Genomic DNA, 17788 nt, shown 5'->3' with positions numbered 1-17788 from the left:
ATAAACAAGAGATGACATTATGTGTGCTAGGACAAGCTTAAACGAAAAACGAATACTCACCTTCTCAGCGTTGCTCGCATCGGGCTTTGCTGGCGCAGGTCTAGTGCTCGGATTGCTTGTAGGCTCACTGGTTATTGTCTTTGACGGCGTTTATTCTCTGGTCAGTCTGCTGTTAACTTTATTGTCGCTGGCTGTCTCGCGCTTTATTGAGCGCCCTTCGAAGCGTCAATTCCCATTTGGTAAAGCAGTGCTAGAGCCCGTTGTCATTGCTGTAAAAGGCAGTGTCATCCTCGCGATTGTCAGCGTTTCTCTATACTCAGCAGTGACGGCTATGTTTACTGGCGGCCGTGAGGTTGACGCGGGCATTGCGACTCTGTTTGGCGTAGTGAACGTATTAGGTTGTGGCTATGCTTGGTGGTATATCGCCAACAAATCAAAACACTTTTCTTCTGGACTTATTGAAGCAGAAAGCAAACAGTGGCAAATGGATACCCTATTAAGTGTTGCTGTCACGTTAGGCTTTATAACCGCTTGGTTAGTGTCCATTTCGCCATTTGCTAAGTATGCCGTTTATGCCGACCCTATGATGATGGTTCTTATGTCTTTTTACTTCATCAAGGTGCCGTTTGATATGTTGATGAGCGCACTGCGCGAGCTGCTAATGATGAAACCTGACGAAGCCATTTGTAACGCGGTAGACAAAGAAGTCTCTGCATTAGATAAACAAGTGTCTCAGCAACTAAAAGTGGCGGCCGTCACTAAGGTCGGCCGCGAGTTAAGGGTTAATCTTGACGTTCATTCAAAAGGTCAACAAGTTGAAGTGGCGGAACTGGATAAAACCCGCCGAGTGTTAAAAGATAAACTGTCGAAGCTTTCGTTAGACCTTAATCTAACCATGAATATTGCCAGCTAAAAACGAGTTAAGCTGTATCGCGTTACAGATGCAGCATGCCTGAAATGGTAGTGCAAGCGGTACCGCTTAACTTCACTCGCTGACCTTCTATCTCTAAGCCAATATGCCCACCCCGAGGAGAGGCTTGGTAAGCATTAAAGCTATTTTTACCTAACGCCTGTTGCCAGTATGCGGCTAAAGCGCAATGAGCAGAGCCTGTGACGGGATCTTCGTTGACGCCAACCCAAGGAGCAAAATAACGAGATACAAAATCAATCTCTGTATTATTGCTCAACGCAGTGACAATCACTCCACGGCCTTTCAGTTGCTTCATGGCATCAAAGTTCGGCTTCAACTGCTCCAGTATTTGTAAATCAGGTACGTGTATAAGTACTTTTTCATCAAACTGCCTTGTGGCAATAATTTGCTTTGGACTCAACCCTAAAGCTTCAAACAACAAGGAGTTATCAGCTTCTTCACTGCCAGTCAAAGTCGCAATTGGAAAATCTAGTTCAATGCTATTGTGATTACGTTTGGCCGTTAGTTGCCCTGACAGTGTGTTAAAAGCGACGCTCTCTCCTATTGAGAGTGCGCCCTTTTGCGCAAGGATGTAGGCAACGGCGAGGGTACCGTGACCGCATAGTGCAACCTCAACTTTGGGCGTAAACCATCTCAGTTGCATGTTGCTCAATGTGAGAAACGCTGTCTCTGAGACCGCCATTTCTTCCGCAATCGAATACATCAGCGACTCTTCGAGCGGCTCTTGAGTAATACAAACGCCAGCAGGGTTCCCTGTAAAAGGCTGAGAGGTAAAAGAGTCGACTTGATAAATCTCAATATCCATTTGTTTCCTTATTCTGATTTGCGCTTTCCATAGGCACTAAGTCCGAGTGCTATTGCAACACCTAGCATGATTATGTAGAGGTAAGAGGTACCATTCTGAGTTCTCTGTTGGTTAACATCCGCCAATCCATAAGCCGTTTTCTTGACCACGGTTTCCCCCACTTTTAAGAAAACAATATCGTAAAGTCGACCACTTGAACGCGGAACGACTCCGACATGAATATCCTCACGGCTTGGACTCTGAACATTCTCAAATGGGTAGTATTCAGTATTGATGCGTTTACCAGATTGCTTATCTTGTAAATGGCTATATAGCCCACCTTTAACGCCAGAAAACACCTCAACGAAGGTGACGTCGTAAAACTCAACATCACTTTCACTCGCGGCATCTTGAAATACACTGGTATCTCTTAAAATGACGTAAGCGCTGATAAAAACCATGGCAAGCGTCATCAGTGTGACTAGCCTGCTTGATGGACTAACCAATGTTAAAAACCTCTACTACTCTAATTGCTTGTCATGACTAGCGTTTTGCTACATCTAGCCACTGGCCGCCTGTTAAACTGTCAAGATCTGCTGCCTTTAATCTAAACACTGTATTCGGCGTTCCCGCTGCTGCCCAAATCTCACCGTATTGCTTCAAATCCTGATCGAGCAGGGTTTGAACTTTTGCGGTGTGAGCGACGGGAGGCACACCGCCAATAGCATAGCCAACCTTCTCGCGCACAAATGCCGCATTGGCTTTTTCAAGTGGGATACCTGTTTGCTGCTCTATTTTGTCTGCACAAACCATATTGGTGCCTGAAGCAACAATCAGTACTGCCTCGCCTGTTTGGCCATTTTTAAAAATGAGCGATTTTGCGATTTGAGCGACACCACAACCAATTGCATCAGCCGCCTCTACTGCAGTGCGAGTTGAGGCAGGCATTTGCTGAATCACGAAGTCATGGCCACGACTTGATAAAAAATCTTGAACTTTGATAGATGAAGCTTTCAGTTCCGTTGACATAGTATTCCCTCTTATTTTTCGTTCTTATAACTGTATGTATAACCTCAACATATCCTTATGTTGAATGCCAGACTCAAAAATAGCTTCAGCGTAGTTATCTACAAAGTGATCTTTAACCACGCTATCGACTCTAAAACCTAGCCTTTGATAATAAGTCAGTTGATAACCAAACGTTCCCGTCCCTAACTCGACTCGCTTGACACCTTTATTGCTTAGCTCAGCGAGCGCATACCTAAGTAGCTTCGAACCGATACCTTTCTGCTGACACTCTGGTAGCACTGAAACATTAAAGATTTCTGCAAGTACGTCGCTTAAAGGCTTTACTACACATGCAGCCACCATTCTCTCGTTCTCTAAAGCGACAAAGCACCAAGAGTCACTAAGATACGTTACAATGCTTTTCTCACTGGGGTCAGCTTCAAGCAGCAAATCCATCGGTACCTTTGTTGGCAAAGTTTCTTTAAATATCATGGCTTAGTAAGTCGTAATGTCTGTTCGTTTTGTTGTCTGTATCAGGTAGAAAGAGTCTTTGGTATTCAGTACTTAGCGGTTAAGTTGGGATTTTCAGCTAACAAGTTGGTCATCGGCAAAAACAAAGGCTCTGGAAGTGAATCTAATGCAAACCATTTCCATTGCTTACATTTATTCGGTTCCATAATTTTTGCCTCTCCTGCTGCGCACTCAGCGACAACGAACAAAGTAATATAGTGCTTGTCTTCATGTTCGAACACGTCGTTGGTAAACCCAAGCTTACTAACTGCGTTGACCTGTAATCCCGTTTCCTCCAGAACTTCACGCTCAGCACACTCTTCAATAGACTCGCCAAACTCTAGGTGCCCGCCAGGCGTCGCCCAAGTATGAGCGCCGTGAGCACCGATTCTTTCTCCCAGAAGGATTTGGCTATCTCGCTTAATAACAACCGCTACACCGACACGTACTTCTTTGTTCATCGTTAACCATTTCCTCTTTGTTGTATGATCGGGCTTATTATCGATCGCTTTTCGCTATTATACCGACTCGCCAAACGTATACTTACGTTTTATCTCTACAACTTCAACAACATAGGATGAATACCATTTTTCTCGCCCCAAGCTTTGAGCGATGGAGTGTTGGCTGTCTAAGTGCCACCTTCGAATGTCTTCTTCATTGTCCCAGTAAGAGATCGCTATCTCCTGAGAACCTTCTGTTACTGCGATAAAGTCTCGACAGTTGTATTTGTCAAAGGCAAGGTCACGCATAAGTGCAACCATCTCAGAATAGTGGGCATCTTGATTACCCGTTTTCGCTTTAAAAATGACGGCGTACATTACATCCTCCCTGATGCCGAGCGCATTTTCCTTCACTGAAGCTCAATTCGACTACTTAAGCTTTTCCACAATCAAATAAGTATGAAGCTCTGGGTATTGGTCAAATTCGAGATGTCGAACCATACAGCCTAGCTCAATAAACAAACTTAAAAAGCCATTGGTTCCGAGTGACGAGTAATAGACTTCTGGCCCCATAAAGCTGTTGGTGTGAAAGCCCTCTTCACTTGTGCCGCCAAATGAGAAAATGAAAAGACCGCCGATATTTAGACTATCGACAATCTTGGTCATCACGTGGCGCTGTTGATCTAAAGGAATATGCCAAATACTGTCCCAAGCGGTAATGAAATCGTATTTTTCAGCAAATTCGTACTGACAGACATCTGCATTGATAAACTCAACCTGTGGGTGTTTCTCTTTGGCTAGCGCCAACATCTCACCTGACACGTCCATACCTGAAGGAGTGAACCCCTCGCTCGATAACAATTCAATGAATCGTCCGGTACAACCGCAACCAATATCTAGGGCTTTTCCGCGTTTCTCCGTAAACGAAATAGCACGCTTGTGTTGCTCAATACCATTCTCTAAGTTGAAACTTTCGCCTTGCCAAATGTGAGTAATTTGGTCGTATGCCTTGCCTATTTGTTCTGGTTTCATGTTGGTTTCTATCATTCCTTTATTCGTCACGACTCGTGATAATTCTTGGGACAATTTAGTTAAGCTCTAACTGCCAATAACCTACGGAGATATGTTGATCAAACTTGAATCCAATGTTGGCGAACTCTCCAACCTTTTTAAACCCCATCTTCTCATGTAATGCCACACTAGAAGGGTTTGGCAGCGCAATAGTTCCTATCGCGTTTTTAATGCCAGTTCACGTAATTGAGCAATCAGAGCAGTATAGAGCTTTTGCCCCGCCCCTTTGCCTTTCGCATCACTAGATAGATAAATAGATGGTTCAACCGTATAGCGATAAGCACTGCGAGGTTTCCACTTAGCCGCATAAGCATACTCTAGGGGTTGGCCCGCCTCTTCGAGCACAATCCAAGGTAGCTCAGCAGAGAGAACGGCATCAATCCTCACCTTCATATCTTCAATAGAAACAGACTCTTCTTCGAATGAGATAGCCGTCGTGGCGATGTAATGATTGTAGATATCCGCAATCCATTGAGCATCTGAGAGCTGCACTTGTCTTAGTTCCATTTGTCCTCCTTGACCAATAACTCGCTATTCATCCTACACTCGATTGAGCTAAGAGATAAACCTAAGAATCAATTTCAAATGCAGGACAAGGCGTCCCTTGGTGATATTTCAGTTGCCAGTTACATCCCGTAAATGCCCAAATCGATGACCGTTTGGCATAGCTACTAATTTCGCCATCCGCAGAGATTAATGCTGATTTATACAGAAGAAGCTGAACGGAAGGTTCGAGTTGAATGCATTCATAATCCTGTGATTGGATGATAACTTGAGAAGGTTCTTCACCCTCCATCATTTCACTGATCGTCTCAAAATCAAAGCTGGTACCCGATTTACCTACTTCACGAAATGTCGCGTGGATTAGTCGTTCTCTTTCAGCTTTGTCTTTCCGAACTGAAAACTGATGTAGCGCTTTTTCTTGTTCAATCAGAATATCCATTTCCTATCACCTCGTTCGGCTATTTTACTTTTGACCAATGTGATTAGAAAGCATCACAAGAAGCTTGAAGATGTTGTGTAATCGAACCCCTAATCGTAGTGGCTTAGCATTATCTTTAATCTTGATGGCAGCTTTAATTGCCGAGATCTTGGCGTAAATGCTTTCAATCACTCGCTGAGTATCCCAACCATGATAGCGCTCGAGCTGTTTGATACCTTTAGTGCTGGCTGCATCTATTTTGGAGCGATTGAGTGAGTTAAAGTTAAACCCTTGCTGCAATGCGTTTCGATAGGCTGATTCTTTAATTTGTGGAATGAGTTGTTCATACCCAGAGCGCGTCTCAACATACAAACGAATAAGCTCGATGTTTTCTTGCAGTTCCACAGCAACCGTTCGTTTCAGTCCGCGATTACCTGCAATCCATTTATACAACGAGCTCGCGACTTTCTCTGCACTACTCGCCGCTTCAAATGCTTCCTTTGCCTGCATACTACCCTCACTGTTCATCTAGCCTATTGTCATAGATGCATAATAGATTGAATGCAAAATATTAAGTTATTTCAGTAGGTTTGCAATAGGTGGAGTAACGATGAATGATTGGTTAATCGAATTTGAGTGGATAAATGCGCAAAGCGCAAAATCTAGATACAAAAAAGGAGAGCCGAAGCTCTCCTTTTCTTAATCCTAAAAACTAACTCTAATTAAAGAGCAGCTTTCGCTTTTTCAACTAGAACTGCGAATGCAGCTTTGTCGAATACCGCGATGTCAGCAAGGATCTTACGGTCGATCTCGATAGATGCTTTCTTAAGACCGTTGATGAAACGGCTGTAAGATAGACCATTCTGACGAGATGCAGCGTTGATACGTGCAATCCATAGTTGACGGAATTGACGTTTCTTGTTGCGACGGTCACGGTAAGCGTATTGACCAGCTTTAGTAACTGCTTGGAAAGCTACGCGGTAAACACGTGAACGTGCACCGTAGTAACCTTTAGCTTGTTTTAGAACTTTCTTATGACGTGCACGAGCTTGTACACCACGTTTTACGCGAGGCATTATGCTTCTCCTAAACTAAACGATTAATAAACTAAAAAGAATTATGCGTATGGTAGCATACGAGCAACTGCAGCCACTTCACACTTAGGAAGGATTGCATTTGGACGAAGCTGACGCTTGTTCTTAGTAGTACGCTTAGTCAGGATGTGACGTTTAGTAGCGTGCTTAAACTTAATACCACCAGCAGTTTTCTTAAAACGCTTAGCAGCACCTTTGTTGGTTTTCATCTTAGGCATGATGAATAACTCCGCATTGTTGAGTTGTTTTAAACAATAGTAATTAGGGCGAACAAAACCCAGCCACCTTACGGCAGCTGAGTTTTCTTACTTGCAAAGCCGTTAATTACTTCTTTTTAGGGGCAAGAACCATGATCATCTGACGACCTTCGATCTTCTTAGGGAAAGATTCCACTACTGCTAAATCAACAGTGTCTTCCTTAAGACGATTTAGAACGTCAACACCGATCTCTTGGTGTGCCATTTCTCGGCCACGGAAGCGAATTGTTACCTTCACTTTGTTGCCTTCTTCAAGGAAACGCGTCAGGTTGCGTAGTTTTACCTGATAGTCTCCAATATCAGTTCCAGGACGGAATTTTACTTCCTTAATCTGGACCTGTTTTTGCTTTTTCTTCTGCTCTTTAGCAGATTTGCTCTTCTCAAAGAGGAATTTACCGTAGTCCATTACACGACATACTGGTGGCTCAGCGTTTGGACTGATTTCTACCAGATCCATACCAGCTTCTTCAGCTGCTGCTACTGCTTCTTGGATAGAAACAACACCAACTGATTCACCATCAGCGCCAGTTAAACGAACTTCACGAACGCCACGAATTTCACCGTTTAAACGATGAGCATTTTGTTTGGCCGGTACTTGGCCGCGTCTTCCGCCTTTAATAGTTTATTCCTCCAGATTGAGCTTACGGCTTGAGATCTCGTCTTGGATGTATGAGATAAAGTCATCCACTTTAAACTTGCCAAGATCTTTGCCTTTACGAGTACGTACTGCGATTTCGCCAGCTTCCATTTCTTGGTCGCCACAAACAAGCATATACGGTACACGCTTCAAAGTATGTTCGCGGATTTTAAAGCCTATCTTCTCATTTCTCAAGTCCGCTTTAGCTCTAATTCCACATTTTTGTAGTTTTTGTGCCACTTCCTGAACATAATCTGACTGCTTGTCAGTAATATTCATAATTACAGCCTGTTCTGGCGATAACCAAGTTGGGAAGAAGCCATAGTATTCTTCGATCAAAATACCGATGAAACGCTCTAGTGAACCTAGAATAGCACGGTGAATCATAACTGGCACTTGGCGCTCGTTATTTTCATCCACGTAAGTAGCACCTAGACGACCCGGTAGGTTGAAGTCTAGCTGAACTGTTCCACACTGCCATGCACGATCTAGACAATCGTAAAGCGTAAATTCAATCTTAGGACCGTAGAACGCGCCTTCGCCTTCTTGAATCTCGTATGGAATATCCATTGATTCTAGAGATAGCTTAAGTGCTTCTTCAGATTGATCCCAGATCTCATCTGAACCTACACGCTTTTCTGGGCGAGTAGATAGCTTAACCACGATGTTAGAGAAGCCGAAAGTTTGGTATGTATCGTAAACCATCTTGATACAACCCGTTACTTCGTCTTGGATTTGGCTTTCAGTACAGAAGATGTGTGCATCGTCCTGTGTGAAGCCACGTACACGCATAATGCCATGTAGCGCGCCCGATGGCTCGTTACGGTGACAAGAGCCAAACTCTGCCATACGTAGCGGTAGATCACGGTAAGATTTCAGACCTTGGTTAAAGATCTGTACGTGACCTGGACAGTTCATCGGTTTAATCGCGTATTCACGGTTCTCAGAAGAAGTTGTGAACATCGCATCTGCGTATTTATCCCAGTGACCAGAGCGCTCCCAAAGAACGCGATCCATCATTAGTGGACCTTTTACTTCTTGGTAATCGTACTCTGTCAGTTTTTGACGTACGAACACTTCTAGGTCACGGAAGATAGACCAACCATTATGATGCCAGAACACCATACCCGGTGCTTCTTGCTGCATGTGGAACAGATCTAACTGTTTACCGATTTTACGGTGGTCACGCTTCGCTGCTTCTTCTAAACGAGTAAGGTGCGCTTTAAGCGCTTTTTTGTCATGGAAAGCAGTACCGTAGATACGTTGCAGCATCTTGTTGTCACTGTTACCACGCCAGTAAGCACCTGCTACGTTAAGTAGCGTGAAGTGCTGACAGAAACCCATATGTGGTACGTGTGGACCACGACACATATCGATATATTCTTCATGATGGTAAAGACCTGGACGATCATCACGAGAAACGTTCTCGTCTAGGATTTCCATCTTGTATGTTTCACCGCGAGCTTCAAATGCATCGCGAGCTTCCTGCCAGCTAACCTTTTTCTTGATGACTTGGTATTTGGTCTTAGCAAGCTCTTTCATACGCTTTTCAATCTTTTCTAGATCTTCTTGCGTTAGAGAGTGCTCAAGGTCGATATCGTAGTAGAAACCACTATCGATAGTCGGACCAATCGCCATTTTCGCTTCAGGGAAAAGCTGCTTGATCGCGTGACCAAGTAGGTGAGCACAAGAGTGGCGAACGATTTCTAGACCATCTACTTCATCTTTAACTGTGATGATTTCTAGGCTTGCATCTTGTTCGATAAGATCACAAGCATCAACACGGTTACCATCTACACGACCGGCGATGGTTGCTTTAGCAAGACCAGGGCCGATAGATTGTGCGACATCAAGAGTAGAAACAGGGTTGTCAAATTGACGCTGACTGCCGTCAGGAAGAGTAATAATAGGCATTTAACTGTCCTTTACAGTGGTGTTGCACACCAAGCAACACATGCAATTTAAAACGTGTCTTTAACTTAGAATTCAAGGAGTAAAGACGAGAGTTCTTTTCCTTTTTCTGCGCAAATACGGATGCACAACTCAGGAACGAACGCGTATTGTAACGAATTAATGTGAAATAACAATCGAAGTCACAGAATTGATTAAGAAAAGTTTAAAAATCGTTCAAGTTAACCAGTAATTGAGCACCGATCGCGCCTCATCAATCACATCGCTGGCGAGCATACCGATTTGTCCTTTACGCGCTGCAATTTGGTCTGCGGCAACGCTGTGTAATAGTACACCGAACTTGGCAGCATTTGACAATGACATTCCCTGCGCGATTAAGGCAGCGATAATCCCTGTTAACACATCCCCCATACCGCCAGTTGCCATTCCTGCGTTTCCTGCCTGACAAATTGAGATCTCGTCTCCGTCGAATATTAAGGTTCCAGCGCCTTTCAAGACAATGATGCCTCCGTATTTCTTATGCAAGTTTCTTACTGCTTGAAAGCGGTCTTGCTCTACGTCTGTGACACTGCACCCCAGAAGACGCGCTGCTTCACCCGGGTGGGGTGTGATAATTCGTAATTCATCGACATTAGGTTGCTGCGCCAATAGATTGAGACCATCCGCATCAACAACTTTTGGTTTTTCTACTCGGCTGGCTGCTAAGAATATACCTTGTGCCCAGTTATCAGTACCAAGCCCCGGCCCCATAGCAATGACATCAGCAAAATCTAACCCATGCTTTAAGGCATCAGCGTCACCGCTCCACCCTAACGTCATTACCTCTGGGCAGGCAACCTGCAGTGGCAACGCCGAATGGGGGTGACATAACGTACGTATCAGACCAACACCACTTCGCGCCCCGGCGGTTGCGCATAGACGAATCGCTCCTGCATAACCTTGATTACCTCCTAGGCATAGCAAACGTCCATTGTGCCCTTTGTGAGCTGTCGCAATACGGGGCGGCATCGCTAAGCGAAATTGTTCCTTATCAATAAATCGGCTACTGGCTTCGACGCACTGCCTAAATTCATTCTCAACACCTAAACCCGCGTAGTGAAGCTGACCAGTATAAGCTCTCGCTTGTGCGGTTGTTAAACCCTGTTTTACGCCAATATACGTTACCGTATGTTTTGCAATGATCGCATTTCCCATGATGTGACCACTGTCGGTACACAAACCGGAAGGGGTATCTATCGCGACAACCGGAACTTGGCTGTCATTGACCTTTGCGATTAGATCTTGAAGTGATTGTCTGACTTCTCCCTTAAGACCTGTGCCCAATAGTCCGTCAATCAACACATCCGCGCTGGTTTTCGACCAATCCAACGAATCGCATGATTGAACCTTTCCGCCGCACTCCATCCACTCATGTTTGGCTTTAGCCGCATCGCCAGATATTTTGGCCTCATCACCGTATAGATAAAGAGAAACTTCTAAGCCATCTGATTTAGCCAACTTGGCGACGACAAACCCATCTCCGCCATTGTTTCCTGTTCCTACCATTATCACGATGCGCTTTGCATGAGGAAACTTATCTCTCATCACTTTATAAGTTGCCAGCCCAGCTCGGAGCATGAGCGTATACATCTCGACGCCAGCGAGCTTTGCTGCTTGCTGTTCACCGTGTTTAACTTGCTGGCCTGTGTACAGTTCTAGAGGAAGTGTTGAGTTCATAGGTATGAAGGGTTACCAAAACATATTTAGAGCATATACAACAACGCCAAGAAAATCCTTGGCGTTGGTTACAGATTATTGCTTACTATTATAGCTTCTTGGAGACAAGCGCTTCGGCAGTTGCATCTTGTATCGAGAGGAACAATGAACGGATCTCACCTGTCGGTGTACGCATCGGGTTAAGCGTGATGTTCTGGTACATAAAGTCGGCTTGTTGAGTCACTGGACGAACATTTCGGCACTTAAACAAATATGGGCGTTGTTGCCAAGTGATAAAGCTACGACAGCCTAAATCATAAACGGGTTTGGTTTTTAGCTTAAACCAATCTTGAGGGATTTCAGGAAACAGCTCAAACAGAGACTTACCAATCGCATCGTGCGCTTGTATGCCGCTGTGATGAGTCATAAACCCATTCCACACTTGAACATTATGATCAGTATCGAGAACCACTAAGCCCAAATCTACATTCTGCACCATATCCACCATCCAGTGGAACTGCTCAAATTCAGCTGGAAGAGATAACATTAGAAGTCCTCCATTAGGTACGAAAGCTTGTTGTCTAGAAGTGGTAACGATTCATCGACAAACATAAACAGTAAATCACAACGTATCGACGTTCCATCAATGTTGTAGCTCACTTCAAACGTCATAGTTTTCTTAAATACACCCGTCGTTGAAGAAATCACAGAATCAATAGAGATGTGCTGGCCTAACAACACTGGAGAACTTTGGAAGAAACGCACCTCAGCTTGCTTACCCAAACCATTCAAGAAGGAACCGACCAAAATGTTAGAAACGTCCATTAACAGTTCAAGCTCTTCTAACTCTTCACTATCGGCAGGGACTTTCATTAATTTTTTAAGGTCGCTGACACTTGAATCACTTAATAGTACCAGCGCTTCACCTGCTATACCTTCTCCACTGAACCCTTGGCACACCCCTGAGACTTGATCGTTTTCCGCAAGATCTCTAAGGGCCATGTGAAGTTCACTGACTTCTAGTATGTTTACATTTGGTAAAGGTAAATGGACAAACACGTCAAAGTGTCTTGCCAAGGCGTCTGCCGCTTGACCGATAGATACGTTTGCCACTTCCATATAGATGTCGCGGCGGCGAAGTATCGGTAGTTCGACAGAAACAGGCGTGATAATTCTCGGTTGAGTTGGCGGTTCAACTAGCTCTTTAAGCACCTGATTAAGAGCATCTTTATCAATTGGCTTCTGGATAAACGCCTTTGCACCTAGCGTCATCACCCGTTCTTTGGCCTTAGGTTGAATATCGCCTGAGACTACTACCACAGGTATATCAATACCTCGATTACCAATTTCTTCTAATGTGCCAAAACCATCCAACTCTGGCATGGTTAAGTCCAAGAACATCAACTTGAATTCATTTTGTTCTAGCTGCTCTAAAGCATCCAATCCATGGACTGCAAAGGTAATATCAGCATTTAGCGAAGCAGGCAGTGAGCGAGCCATTTGCTTTCTCGCCAAAGCGGAGTCATCGCATATAAGTACCGGATAAGACATGCGTACACCTACTCCTATTTATGTAGTTTATTATTTGAGTGTAACAGAAGGTTTGCACACCCGGTACGCTAGGCGGCAAATTTCTTTTGAGTAAACAGTAGGTAAGACCACTAGGCCAACATTAAGTTACTCTTCACCACTCGCTTTTTGATTAAATGAGTCCTCGTCAAATCCTTCATCGCGAAACGTTGACGCAATCTCTCTAAATTTTTCTTCTATTGCTAAGAAGGTATCGACCATCAAGGGTTCGAAGTGGCTACCTGAGCCGTCAGCAATAATTCCTACCGCTTTCTCATGGGAAAAAGCCGGTTTATATACGCGCTCTGAAATTAGCGCATCATAGACATCAGCAACCGCCATAAGCCGCGCACTCAAAGGAATATCATAGCCTGACAAACCTTCAGGATAGCCACTACCATCCCATTTTTCTTGGTGGCTATAGGCTATTTCTTTTGCTGTTTGTAGGAAATCACACTTAAAGTCTATGGAGTCCTCAACCGTCAACAGCACTGCCCTACCGAGTGTGGTGTGGAATTTCATCAAATGAAACTCTTCATCGGTTAATTTACCTGGTTTCAGTAACACACTATCAGGAATGCCGACTTTGCCAATGTCATGCAGAGGCGCTGACTTGTAGAGCAGTTCTATCGAGCTTGGGTTCAACTCTTCAGTGTAGTGACCATTCAGCAGGAGTTCTTCTGCAAGAAGCTTGACGTAGTTTTGTGTGCGACGAATATGATTCCCAGTTTCGTTGTCGCGAGTTTCTGCCAATGATGCCATCGCGCCTATTGTCGCGTCTTGCAGCATTTCTAACTCTCGGGTGCGTTTTTTCACCCGTTGTTCCAAGCTTTCGTTCTGCTCAGACAGCTCTTCCATCGTGAAACGTAGCTTAAGGTGAGTATTGATACGTGATAGCAAGGTCGGTGGGCTGATCGGCTTCAGGATATAATCGACCGCTCCAACTTCAAAGCCACGTTGCTCATCTTCAATCTGAGTTTTAGCGGTGAGAAAGATAACTGGAATGTGCTGGGTATTAGGATTGGCTTTGAGTTTCTCACAGACTTCATAACCATCCATTTCAGGCATCATGATATCTAACAGGACAATGTCAGGGGATTGATTTTCGCAGATAGTCAAAGCTTGCTGACCACTCGTAGCCACAATGACTTTGTGATGCGGCTTAAGCAGGCTGCTTAATAACACCCGATTTTCTGCGTTGTCGTCGACAACAAGCACACTCGATACCGAATCAGCCACTTGACTCTCCAAACACTTTATCAATATCTAATGGATAGATACTGATCGCCTTTCTCAACGCCTGACTTGCCGCTAGAAAATCACAATCGTGAATGTTCCGACAGCAGGCTTCGAAGTTCTCCGACTCTAGTAAAGTATTGAGTCGTATGTAGTGCTCGTCAAGAAAGTCGATAGCACTTGAGTCAAATTCATTAAGTAACATATCGAGCCGAGCTATCAGCGCGACACTCTCGTCATCTAAACTCTCTTTAACTTCAGCGGGATAAGGTCGGCCTAGCCCTTTGCAAACTGCCATAAAAAACGGCTCTAAATGTGCTTCGAGTTCCTCAATTAAGTTTTCAAACTCTTGATTGGCCCCTTCTTCACCCAATTGTGACTCTAATCGTGCGGCGATATCAGACAATCGGGTTGCCCCTAGATTCCCAGCAGAACCTTTAAGCGTATGTACTAGCAGTTTCGCGTGGGGATAATCTTGTTTCTCAAGCGATATGTTTAGACGCTTGCAGAAGTCATGTTCCTTATCAACAAGCTGAGAGAGCAATCTTTGATAGAGCACTTCGTTACCTGCAACACGCATTAACCCACTTTTAGCGTCAAGCAACGCAATGTCATGAATCGAGTAGCTAGTATCAACAACACTCTCATTCTCTTGCTCCGATACAGCAAACTGTTCTCTAGCGCTATTCATGTCCAACTTATCGATGCAACAACGCTTTATGGTCGAGTAAAGGGCATCGGGATCAATCGGTTTAGATACATGCTCATTCATACCCAAACTTAAGCACCTCTCTCTCTCTTCAATCATCGCATGCGCCGTCATAGCGACCAACGGAATGGCGTCATACAACTTGTTCGATCGAATTCGGCGGCTAGCCTCATAACCATCCATAACAGGCATTTGCAAATCCATAAAGATAATGTCGAAGTCCTCATGGTTCTTCTCTAATATCTGTAGTGCTTCTAAGCCGTTATTGGCCACCGTCACATGCATCGCTTTGTCTTCCATCAGCTCAACCGCTATTTGCTGATTGATCTCATTGTCTTCGACGAGCAGCGCGTTCAAGCAATTAAACATACTGCCGTCTTTTTCTGCCTTCGATTTATGACGTGAGTTCGACAACGGACCATTTGGGGCAAACAAATCCATCAATAAGTCAAAAAGAAATGACTGTCCTATCGGTTTCGCGAGGAACCCAGCAATATCTAAATCGTCTAGCTCATTGGAAATGTCGTCTTTATCGTAGGCGGTAACAATGACCATTTTCGGTTGATGCTGCGGTTTGATTTGTTGGCGGATCAATTTGGTTGCCTCAATACCACTCATTTCAGGCATCTTCCAATCCATAAACACTAGATTGTACGGGGTCCCCTGTTCTGAAGCTCGCTTAAGCTCTTGCAGTGCTTTTTCTCCACTGTCGACCAAACTTGGTTTTTGCGGTAAGACATCCAGTAAGTCTTCCATAATGAGCAGCGCATGTTCATTATCATCTACGGCTAGCGCTTTGACAGATTGCAGCGTATCTGGAACCACCAAACATTTATCTTGATTGGCTTCTTCAAATCCAACTAGGACGCAAAATGAAAAACAGCTGCCTTGATTTAGCGTGCTATCAACTCGGATTTCTCCGCCCATCAGTTCAACCAGTCTTCTGCAGATTGATAGTCCCAAGCCCGTTCCCCCATAACGCCGTGTCGTGGAACCATCAGCCTGAGTAAATGCATTGAATAGTTTGTCAGCTTGCTCCTTTGACATTCCAATACCGGTATCCTGAACGTCTAAGCACAAGTAAATCTCACCGTCCGACTCAGGGCGAACATTGACCGTCACCGCTATCTCGCCCTGCTCTGTAAACTTAACCGCGTTGTTCACCAAGTTGATGATAATTTGTCCCAAACGAAGCGGGTCACCTTTGATCACTTTAGGGACATCTTTTGAGACTTTAAATAGAAGCTCTAGGCCTTTTTCAAACGCTTTTTGACCCGTAACCATAGAAACATTGTGTAGAACATCATCGAGATAAAAGTCGATCTCTTCGATGGTGAGTTTACCAGCTTCTATTTTGCTGAAGTCGAGAATATCGTTGATGATACCGAGCAATAGAGAAGCTGAGTTGTGGATCTTAGACAAATAGTCGTGTTGTTTGGGTGAAAGGTCTGTTTTTAACGCAAGGTGAGACATACCAATGATCGCGTTCATAGGCGTGCGAATTTCGTGGCTCATATTGGCTAAGAACATAGATTTTACTTCAACGGCTTCCTCTGCTTTCGCCCGTGCTACCATGAGCTCTTCTTCGACTACCTTCCTTGAGGTCACATCACGCAGAAACATAGCGGCACAACATTGGTCATCAAACCAGAAAATGCTAATCCCCAGATCTATCGGAATCATTCTCCCATCTTTAGTGAACGTTTCGACTTCAAAGAACCCGCCGCTGACCTTTTCTTGATCGTCAATAGAAAGCTCTCCACTCAAAATTTGTTCTAGATCTTTTGGCAAATCGATTTTAAGCAACGCACATAAATTCTTGCCCGAGACTTCCTGCGAAGTAAAGCCATAAGTCTCCTGTGCGGTCTTATTCCACATGACAATTTTCTGGTGCGCATCAATAATAACAACGCTCGATGGTGCCCCATCAATAATGGTACTCGACAAGGCCTCAGAGGCTTTCAGATCTTTAGTTCGACGCTCAATTTCAGCTTCTAAACCTTGTTGGTGTTCAGCTAAGGCAAGGTTTTTTTGCTGCAACTCATCCAGCAACTCATCCCTTGACTTTTCTCCAAGTATGTTTGCGATGGCTGTATGTTGCGGGGCAGTAAGCGTTGCCCCTAACCGGATTCGCCAGATTAAACTCTGTTTAGAAATCTGAACATCCAGTATTGGAATCGCTAGATGGGGAATAACTGTTGTAAGTTCAGGGCAGCGCCATTCAAACATCAGTAACTCATCATCCACTGCCGCCATCAATTCAACTTTGTTTGTCAGCGTATAGAGATATCTTGGAATTTCACTGCTAAGCATTAGCAGTTGGTCGCGTTCAAAATGTTGGTATCCAATGACATCCAATATAGATGCGATTTTCCTTCGCAAGGTAATTCTAGAAACGTCACTATTGGTAACGGTTAGGTGATATTGATTAGTCATGAGAGAACCTCACAACAATAACAGTCGCATCATCAAACGGTTTGCTGAACGACTCAATAAAGTAAGAGGAGATGTAATCTACCGCTTTGCCATTGGCGTGCTCTAACTCAGACTGAGAAATGTTCTCTTTGACCCCATCAGTCGTCAAGAGAAAAGTGGAATCGTCAGAAAACTCAAATTCAAAATGCCTAAGATTGGGAAGTGTCTCGCCAACAATGCCCGCTTGAGCATGAAAACTCGTTCCTTTGTCTCCAAGATGCCGAATGAGAGTATTTCCAACACCTAAGCCATAACCTTTTAACTTGATTGAATCGAAAAAGACCATCGTCATTGCTGCGCCTATAGTTCCTGTAAGGAACTCATGAGCTTGGCGCATCGTCCAATCAATATCAGCACTACCTATATCATCAAGAAACGTCTCAATCTGTCGCGCCAGTTGGGCGGCTTTCTCTCCATGTCCTAAAACATCAATAATGGTCACCAACAACCCGTTTTCTAGCTTACAGATATGGAAGCCATCTCCTGCTTCCGGTTCATCTCGATATGGGACACACTTAACGCTGTATTGAAAACCCATA

General features: G+C 44.3%; 21 protein-coding genes. 1 reads left to right on the top strand and 20 read right to left on the bottom strand.

All coding sequences use genetic code 11. The features are described 5' to 3' along the window. The first annotated feature begins 19 nt into the window (after positions 1-19). Positions 20-913, top strand: coding sequence for a cation diffusion facilitator family transporter (locus tag IX91_RS17750; RefSeq protein ID WP_004746054.1), 894 nt, complete (start codon positions 20-22; stop codon positions 911-913). Between the two features lie 22 nt (positions 914-935). Here the strand turns inward: IX91_RS17750 and IX91_RS17745 are convergent, their stop codons facing one another. The 20 genes from IX91_RS17745 to IX91_RS17650 all read right to left on the bottom strand — a co-directional run bounded on the left by IX91_RS17745 (position 936) and on the right by IX91_RS17650 (position 17787). After that, positions 936-1736: a PhzF family phenazine biosynthesis protein gene (locus tag IX91_RS17745; RefSeq protein WP_004746056.1), complete on the bottom strand. Its 801-nt coding sequence runs from the start codon at positions 1734-1736 to the stop codon at positions 936-938. Between the two features lie 8 nt (positions 1737-1744). Continuing rightward, positions 1745-2221 carry a hypothetical protein gene (locus tag IX91_RS17740; protein WP_236642961.1) on the bottom strand — a complete coding sequence of 159 codons (477 nt, stop codon included), beginning with the start codon at positions 2219-2221 and terminating at the stop codon, positions 1745-1747. A 37-nt stretch (positions 2222-2258) separates the two neighbouring features. Then, the gene (locus IX91_RS17735) at positions 2259-2744 is read right to left on the bottom strand and encodes a YbaK/EbsC family protein (protein WP_004749055.1); all 486 of its coding nucleotides are present in this window, start codon (positions 2742-2744) and stop codon (positions 2259-2261) included. Between the two features lie 24 nt (positions 2745-2768). After that, positions 2769-3179: a GNAT family N-acetyltransferase gene (locus tag IX91_RS17730; RefSeq protein WP_004748577.1), complete on the bottom strand. Its 411-nt coding sequence runs from the start codon at positions 3177-3179 to the stop codon at positions 2769-2771. A gap of 101 nt (positions 3180-3280) precedes the next feature. Then, positions 3281-3694 (bottom strand): nucleotide triphosphate diphosphatase NUDT15, encoded by a 414-nt coding sequence (locus IX91_RS17725; RefSeq protein WP_004748576.1) that lies wholly within the window; start codon positions 3692-3694, stop codon positions 3281-3283. 57 nt (positions 3695-3751) lie between these two features. After that, on the bottom strand, positions 3752-4051 hold the full coding sequence (locus IX91_RS17720; protein ID WP_004748575.1) for an antibiotic biosynthesis monooxygenase family protein: 300 nt from the start codon (positions 4049-4051) through the stop codon (positions 3752-3754). Between the two features lie 51 nt (positions 4052-4102). Beyond that, on the bottom strand, positions 4103-4705 hold the full coding sequence (locus IX91_RS17715; RefSeq protein ID WP_004748574.1) for a class I SAM-dependent methyltransferase: 603 nt from the start codon (positions 4703-4705) through the stop codon (positions 4103-4105). A gap of 195 nt (positions 4706-4900) precedes the next feature. Further along, a complete protein-coding gene (locus tag IX91_RS17710; protein WP_004748573.1) occupies positions 4901-5251 on the bottom strand; it encodes a GNAT family N-acetyltransferase in 351 nt (116 codons plus the stop codon). Between the two features lie 61 nt (positions 5252-5312). Further along, on the bottom strand, positions 5313-5687 hold the full coding sequence (locus IX91_RS17705; protein ID WP_004748572.1) for a nuclear transport factor 2 family protein: 375 nt from the start codon (positions 5685-5687) through the stop codon (positions 5313-5315). Between the two features lie 24 nt (positions 5688-5711). After that, a complete protein-coding gene (locus IX91_RS17700) occupies positions 5712-6176 on the bottom strand; it encodes a hypothetical protein (protein WP_004748571.1) in 465 nt (154 codons plus the stop codon). A 212-nt stretch (positions 6177-6388) separates the two neighbouring features. Further along, on the bottom strand, positions 6389-6742 hold the full coding sequence (gene rplT, locus IX91_RS17695; protein WP_004401084.1) for a 50S ribosomal protein L20: 354 nt from the start codon (positions 6740-6742) through the stop codon (positions 6389-6391). Positions 6743-6783: 41 nt separating this feature from the next. Next, positions 6784-6978, bottom strand: coding sequence for a 50S ribosomal protein L35 (rpmI, locus tag IX91_RS17690; protein WP_004411425.1), 195 nt, complete (start codon positions 6976-6978; stop codon positions 6784-6786). A 106-nt stretch (positions 6979-7084) separates the two neighbouring features. After that, positions 7085-7573 carry a translation initiation factor IF-3 gene (gene infC / locus IX91_RS17685; RefSeq protein ID WP_029236104.1) on the bottom strand — a complete coding sequence of 163 codons (489 nt, stop codon included), beginning with the start codon at positions 7571-7573 and terminating at the stop codon, positions 7085-7087. 66 nt (positions 7574-7639) lie between these two features. Further along, complete coding sequence (thrS, locus tag IX91_RS17680) at positions 7640-9568, bottom strand: threonine--tRNA ligase (RefSeq protein ID WP_004748569.1); 1929 nt, start codon at positions 9566-9568, stop codon at positions 7640-7642. Between the two features lie 213 nt (positions 9569-9781). Next, entirely contained in the window at positions 9782-11281 is a 1500-nt protein-coding gene (locus IX91_RS17675; protein ID WP_004748568.1) for a bifunctional ADP-dependent NAD(P)H-hydrate dehydratase/NAD(P)H-hydrate epimerase, read from the bottom strand. 88 nt (positions 11282-11369) lie between these two features. Continuing rightward, the gene (locus IX91_RS17670) at positions 11370-11807 is read right to left on the bottom strand and encodes a PAS domain-containing protein (protein ID WP_004748567.1); all 438 of its coding nucleotides are present in this window, start codon (positions 11805-11807) and stop codon (positions 11370-11372) included. Next, positions 11807-12811 (bottom strand): response regulator, encoded by a 1005-nt coding sequence (locus tag IX91_RS17665; RefSeq protein WP_004748566.1) that lies wholly within the window; start codon positions 12809-12811, stop codon positions 11807-11809. The genes IX91_RS17670 and IX91_RS17665 overlap by 1 nt, the downstream gene beginning before the upstream one ends. A gap of 126 nt (positions 12812-12937) precedes the next feature. After that, positions 12938-14068, bottom strand: coding sequence for a response regulator (locus tag IX91_RS17660; RefSeq protein WP_004748565.1), 1131 nt, complete (start codon positions 14066-14068; stop codon positions 12938-12940). Beyond that, positions 14061-17210: a hybrid sensor histidine kinase/response regulator gene (locus IX91_RS17655; protein ID WP_038197025.1), complete on the bottom strand. Its 3150-nt coding sequence runs from the start codon at positions 17208-17210 to the stop codon at positions 14061-14063. Before IX91_RS17655 ends, IX91_RS17660 begins: the two co-directional genes overlap by 8 nt. Continuing rightward, a complete protein-coding gene (locus IX91_RS17650) occupies positions 17203-17787 on the bottom strand; it encodes a SpoIIE family protein phosphatase (protein WP_004748563.1) in 585 nt (194 codons plus the stop codon). The genes IX91_RS17655 and IX91_RS17650 overlap by 8 nt, the downstream gene beginning before the upstream one ends. Position 17788 lies beyond the last annotated feature (1 nt).

The organism is Vibrio tubiashii ATCC 19109 (assembly GCF_000772105.1).
GTDB classification, from domain to species: domain Bacteria; phylum Pseudomonadota; class Gammaproteobacteria; order Enterobacterales; family Vibrionaceae; genus Vibrio; species Vibrio tubiashii.
The sequence above is the reverse complement of the archived record's forward strand: the minus strand, read 5'-3'. Positions and strand labels throughout refer to the sequence as shown.

Coding starts and splice junctions, on each gene's coding strand:
- IX91_RS17750 (WP_004746054.1), top strand. CDS start 20: ATGTGTGCTAGGACAAGCTTAAACGAAAAACGAATACTCACCTTCTCA.
- IX91_RS17745 (WP_004746056.1), bottom strand. CDS start 1,736: ATGGATATTGAGATTTATCAAGTCGACTCTTTTACCTCTCAGCCTTTT.
- IX91_RS17735 (WP_004749055.1), bottom strand. CDS start 2,744: ATGTCAACGGAACTGAAAGCTTCATCTATCAAAGTTCAAGATTTTTTA.
- IX91_RS17730 (WP_004748577.1), bottom strand. CDS start 3,179: ATGGATTTGCTGCTTGAAGCTGACCCCAGTGAGAAAAGCATTGTAACG.
- IX91_RS17725 (WP_004748576.1), bottom strand. CDS start 3,694: ATGAACAAAGAAGTACGTGTCGGTGTAGCGGTTGTTATTAAGCGAGAT.
- IX91_RS17720 (WP_004748575.1), bottom strand. CDS start 4,051: ATGTACGCCGTCATTTTTAAAGCGAAAACGGGTAATCAAGATGCCCAC.
- IX91_RS17715 (WP_004748574.1), bottom strand. CDS start 4,705: ATGAAACCAGAACAAATAGGCAAGGCATACGACCAAATTACTCACATT.
- IX91_RS17710 (WP_004748573.1), bottom strand. CDS start 5,251: ATGGAACTAAGACAAGTGCAGCTCTCAGATGCTCAATGGATTGCGGAT.
- IX91_RS17705 (WP_004748572.1), bottom strand. CDS start 5,687: ATGGATATTCTGATTGAACAAGAAAAAGCGCTACATCAGTTTTCAGTT.
- IX91_RS17700 (WP_004748571.1), bottom strand. CDS start 6,176: ATGCAGGCAAAGGAAGCATTTGAAGCGGCGAGTAGTGCAGAGAAAGTC.
- rplT (WP_004401084.1), bottom strand. CDS start 6,742: ATGCCTCGCGTAAAACGTGGTGTACAAGCTCGTGCACGTCATAAGAAA.
- rpmI (WP_004411425.1), bottom strand. CDS start 6,978: ATGCCTAAGATGAAAACCAACAAAGGTGCTGCTAAGCGTTTTAAGAAA.
- thrS (WP_004748569.1), bottom strand. CDS start 9,568: ATGCCTATTATTACTCTTCCTGACGGCAGTCAGCGTCAATTTGACAAC.
- IX91_RS17675 (WP_004748568.1), bottom strand. CDS start 11,281: ATGAACTCAACACTTCCTCTAGAACTGTACACAGGCCAGCAAGTTAAA.
- IX91_RS17670 (WP_004748567.1), bottom strand. CDS start 11,807: ATGTTATCTCTTCCAGCTGAATTTGAGCAGTTCCACTGGATGGTGGAT.
- IX91_RS17665 (WP_004748566.1), bottom strand. CDS start 12,811: ATGTCTTATCCGGTACTTATATGCGATGACTCCGCTTTGGCGAGAAAG.
- IX91_RS17655 (WP_038197025.1), bottom strand. CDS start 17,210: ATGACTAATCAATATCACCTAACCGTTACCAATAGTGACGTTTCTAGA.
- IX91_RS17650 (WP_004748563.1), bottom strand. CDS start 17,787: ATGGGTTTTCAATACAGCGTTAAGTGTGTCCCATATCGAGATGAACCG.